Below are 3,044 nucleotides of genomic sequence, written 5' to 3' on the forward strand. Positions count from 1 at the left end.
CGGCGCCGGGGTTCTACCCCACCGAGAGCGACAGTACTCGTTCCTCTCGTCGCCAACACACTTCTCTAACCGCTACCGCGCCACCGACCGAAACGCCTTCGGTGACCCACGCCGACTCCCCGCCGTGAGCGACACCGCCGACCGCGACCCGGAGTTCGCCTTCGAGCTACGGGTTTGTCGCTGGGCAGAACGCGCGTGGCACCCGGACGGCCCGCGCCCCGCAATCATCGCCCGACAACTCGGAACCCGCGAGCGTCGGTGGGATACAGTCGTCGTCGAGGTCGACCCCGAGGCGTTCGCCGTCCGTCACGCCCTCTCGACGGACGGATTCGACTCCGACCTCCTGCGCGTCGTGCGCCACGCCCCCGCCGAGTGGGCGTGGTACCGCGACGCCATCCCCGAACCGGACTTTCCGTGGCGACACGTCGTCCCGGTCGTCCACCGGGCGGCGGGCCGGGGGTTGGTCGAGAAGCGTCGCGGGTCGCGCAACCGCGTCGAGTACCGGCGCATCACCCCGTACCCAGATTGGGTCGAACGAATCGTCGCCATCGAGAACAAGCCGAACCTCGATGTGAGCGCCGCGCGCGCCCTCGCCGACCAGTTGGAACACGACGTGTCGCGGGCGCTTGCCGACGAGGTCTGGGTCGCGACCGAGGCCACCGGCCGTCGGGTCGAACCCGCGCTGTTGGAGGATTTACCGGTCGAAGTCGGTATCCTCGCCGTCGGCGACAGCTCGACGGAGGTGCTGTGGCATCCGAGCAAACTCACGCCGGACTCGGACGACGCCCGGCGGCGACTCGTCCTCGCGGAGCGCGCGTACGACCGCGGCTGGCGAAGCTACGTCGATACGATGCGACCCGACTGTCGGCACTTCGAACTCGACCGCCGCGGCATGGCGCTCGTCCCGCGCTGTGTCGCAAAGGACTGTTACCAGAGCCAACGCGAGTGCGCTCATTCGTGCCCGTCGTTCGAGCCGGAACCGCCAGCGTGGCGGATGAAGGGATGGCCCATCGAAGGTGGGCCGGGGAAAAGGGTGCGGCGGATACTGGACGACCGCCGCGAGCGCGTCAGAGAGCGAGTCGGAGAGTCCGCACACGAATCGCGGTAGCCACAATTCCGCCAGTGAAGTGAGAACCGCTAAGACCGTTCTGTCCTCATTTCTCCCATGGAACGGTTTCAGAACACGAGCCTCCCGGACTGGGACTGGTGGGGGAAACTCTGGCCGACACCTGGTGAAACGCTTCGCCGACTCGGACTCTCCGCGGGTGACCGCCTCGTCGAAATCGGAAGCGGGAACGGGTATTTCGCGCTGCCCGCGGCGCGCATCGTCGAACCCGCTCCGGTGTACGCGGTCGACCTCGATGCGTCACTTCTCGTGGAACTCGACCATCTCGCCGACCAGCAGGAAATCGACAACGTCGTCACGAGACACGGCGACGCCCGGTCGCTCTCCGAGCACGTCCCCGAACCGGTCGATGTCGCACTGATTGCCAACGCGTTCCACGGAATCGAAGACCACGACGCGTTCGTGAGAGAAATCGCCTCCGTCCTCGCGGAAGGCGGGCGACTGGTCGTCGTCAACTGGCGAGACCTGCCCCGGGAGACGACCACAATCGACGGCGAACCCCGCGGCCCGCCGACCGACCTGCGACTCACCCTCGAGGAGACAAAAGCGATAGTCGAAGGCGCAATCGACGGTACGGTGAACCAGCAGTTCGATATCCCACCGTACCACTACGGGCTGGTCTTCGAACGGTAGACGTGCTGGACGTGGTCTTCGAACGGTAGACGAGTCGAACGCCGTCTTCGAAGCTAGACGACCTCTACGTCTACTTCGTCGCGTTCGACTGCGAGGTGGAACGTCGGGACGGTTCGGTAGATAACTTCGATAACACCCTTCCGACGGAGGCTCTGGAGCGCACGACGAACGTCGTCCACGTCGGGGTCGATGTCGAACTCCTCACGGAGTTTGTTGAGGACGCTGACGACGCTCTCGGAGCGGTCGTCGGGTCCGGCGACGACTTCGAACACGCGGGCTTCGAGTGCCGGAACGCGAATGACGCTCGGGACTGATTCTTCCTCCCCGTCCCCCTCGACACCGGGGTCGACGCCGACGAGTTCCGCCGCTTCGGCCGTCGCGCGGATGAGGCTGTTGTCGTCGCGGTAGTAGTAGTCTTTCAGCTCTGATTCGAGGTATTGGTGGACCTCGCTTCCGCTTTCGAGGTCCCATCGGTTCTGTAGCGCTTTGTTCTTCGTGGGTTGGAGGCGGACGATGTCGGCGAGTCGTTCTTTCGCCTCGTCGGAGAGCGTCATACTCGGACGATTCGACGGAGGTGGTATAACGTTGTTCTGGATTCTCCAGCGGAATCGGCGAACGTTAATTATTATCCCTGTGCCTCGCGTCGGCTCGGATATGAGCTGGGACACGCTCCGACTCGATTGGGACGGCGACGTAGCGACGATTACCATCGACCGACCGGACCACATGAACGCGCTGAACAAAGATACGCTCGACGCGCTCGAAGAGGCCCTCGACGAGGCCGAATCGGAGGAGGCGCGGGTGCTCGTGCTCACCGGAGCCGGTGACAAGGCCTTCATCGCGGGTGCTGATATCAGCTACATGAAAGATATCGGGACGCCCGCGGCACAGAAGTACGCAGAGCAGGGTCACCGTATCGCCTCGCGACTCGAAGAGTTCCCCGCACCGACTGTCGCAGCCATCAACGGCTACGCCTTCGGCGGCGGCATGGAGTTCGCACTCGCCTGCGACCTTCGAGTCGCCTCCGAGCGCGCGCTCCTCGGACAGACCGAAATCGACCTCGGAATCATGCCGGGTTGGGGTGGAAGCGTCCGTCTGCCCGCACTCGCCGGCGACGAAGCCGCGCGCCGACTCATCTTCTTCGGCGCGCGCATCCACGCGCGCGACGCCCACGAGTACGGAATCGTCGGCGCCGTCGTCGCACACGACCAGCCCGACTCGCACCTCGATCACCTCACCCCCCACCTCGCGTCCCAGCCCCGACACGCGCCTTCGGCGGCCACAG

At 65.2% G+C, this 3,044-nt stretch carries 4 protein-coding genes; 3 read left to right on the plus strand and 1 reads right to left on the minus strand.

Annotation, left to right across the window (positions count from 1 at the left end):
* Nucleotides 1–124 precede the first annotated feature (124 nt).
* Nucleotides 125–1,108: a DUF5787 family protein gene (locus QT222_RS03485; protein WP_491476321.1), complete on the plus strand. Its 984-nt coding sequence runs from the start codon at nt 125–127 to the stop codon at nt 1,106–1,108.
* A gap of 57 nt (nt 1,109–1,165) precedes the next feature.
* Nucleotides 1,166–1,759, plus strand: coding sequence for a class I SAM-dependent methyltransferase (locus tag QT222_RS03490; protein ID WP_004056990.1), 594 nt, complete (start codon nt 1,166–1,168; stop codon nt 1,757–1,759).
* Between the two features lie 53 nt (nt 1,760–1,812).
* On the opposite strand, the gene QT222_RS03495 is transcribed toward QT222_RS03490, so the two are convergent.
* Nucleotides 1,813–2,313: a DUF5797 family protein gene (locus QT222_RS03495; protein ID WP_004056991.1), complete on the minus strand. Its 501-nt coding sequence runs from the start codon at nt 2,311–2,313 to the stop codon at nt 1,813–1,815.
* Between the two features lie 100 nt (nt 2,314–2,413).
* Here QT222_RS03495 and QT222_RS03500 point away from each other — a divergent pair.
* Nucleotides 2,414–3,044: enoyl-CoA hydratase/isomerase family protein (locus QT222_RS03500; RefSeq protein ID WP_491476320.1), on the plus strand; the 631-nt coding region annotated here is incomplete at its 3' end.

Source organism: Haloferax sp. s1 (assembly GCF_058382125.1).